Raw genomic sequence first — 1,238 nt, 5'->3', positions numbered from 1 at the left:
CCGCGCCCCCCGCGCCGCTCCCGCTCCTGGACCACCCGCGAACTGCGCCTCGTCGACCGGCTCGCCGAGGTGCACGCCGAACTCGACGCGGCCCAGCGCGAGCGCGCCGGGCTCATCGCCTACGTCCTGCGCCTGCACGCCGGGAGCGTCGGGGCGCCCGGCCCGGACGGCTGGTCGCCCGTCCACGTGGACACGGCGGCCGGGCGGCTCACGTGGCGGGTCGCGCCCGAGGACGCCGACCTCTTCCAGGAGCAGGAGGCCGCCGTCCGGGCGCGCGGCCGCACGCGGACGCTGCCGGTCGGCACGGCGGGCGACCGCGAGCGCTCCGTCGAAACCCTGACCCGCCTCTCCTTCCTCCACCTGCACCGCCGCCCCAACCGCCCCACCCGCAACAACCGCGGCGGCTGACCCCGTACGAAGGCCGCACGGGTGTTTCGCCCGGTGACAGCGGTGTGATGAATCCCTGGGCCATTGGAGTGAACGCCCGCATCCCGAGCCCCGCCCGCCAGTTGTCCAGCGTGCTCCGGGACGGGGCTCGTACTCGAAAGGATCACTCATGATCAAGAAGGTCATGTCTGTCGCGGCCGTCGCCGCTTCGGTCGTCGGCGCGACCGCCGCCGTCGCCGCCCCCGCCATGGCGATCGGTGACGACGCCGGCACGACCTCGGTCTCCGGCAACGGTGCGCAGCAGGCGTACGGCAACCAGGCCACCTACGGCAACATGAGCCCGCAGATGGCGCTCGTCCAGGGCTCGCTCAACAAGCCCTGCATCGGCCTGCCCGCCAAGGTCAACGCCGGTTCCCTCGTCGGCCTCGTGCCGATCTCGGTGCAGGACCTCAACGTCCTGTCCTCGCCGCAGAACCAGCAGTGCACCGAGAACTCCACCCAGGCCAAGGGCGACGAGCCGCTCTCGCACATCCTGGACGACATCCCGGTCCTGTCCGGCAACGGCGCCGGCAACAGCTGAGCACGCGCACGCCGCCTCGCGGCGCACCGAGGGCCGCCTTCCCCGCCAGGGACGGCGGCCCTCGCCGTATCCCGGGAGCGTTCCTCAGCGCGGCCAGGGGCTGCGGCGGGTGAGCGCGGCCCACTCCGGGTCGGGCTCGCCGGGCACCGTACGGCCCTCGCTGGTCCAGCGCTGCCACAGCCGCGCGAAGACCGGCTCGTACGAGGAATCGGGGCCCGCCGGGTCCGCGGACGCGGGCGGGGCCGGCGGCGCGGCGCTGCCGGGCGCGGGG

At 74.8% G+C, this 1,238-nt stretch carries 1 protein-coding gene and 2 pseudogenes; 2 read left to right on the top strand and 1 reads right to left on the bottom strand.

All coding sequences use genetic code 11. From position 1 onward, the window contains the following. A pseudogene (locus tag G3I42_RS06320) lies at positions 1-408 on the top strand (hypothetical protein); the annotation flags it as partial. Positions 409-556: 148 nt separating this feature from the next. After that, positions 557-967 (top strand): rodlin, encoded by a 411-nt coding sequence (locus tag G3I42_RS06315; RefSeq protein WP_164283165.1) that lies wholly within the window; start codon positions 557-559, stop codon positions 965-967. Positions 968-1,051: 84 nt separating this feature from the next. Here G3I42_RS06315 and G3I42_RS06310 read toward each other — a convergent pair. Then, positions 1,052-1,238, bottom strand: a pseudogene (locus tag G3I42_RS06310) (hypothetical protein); the annotation flags it as partial.

Source organism: Streptomyces sp. SID11385 (assembly GCF_010548245.1).
Lineage (GTDB): Bacteria > Actinomycetota > Actinomycetes > Streptomycetales > Streptomycetaceae > Streptomyces.
This window is presented reverse-complemented; position numbering and strand designations above follow the sequence as displayed.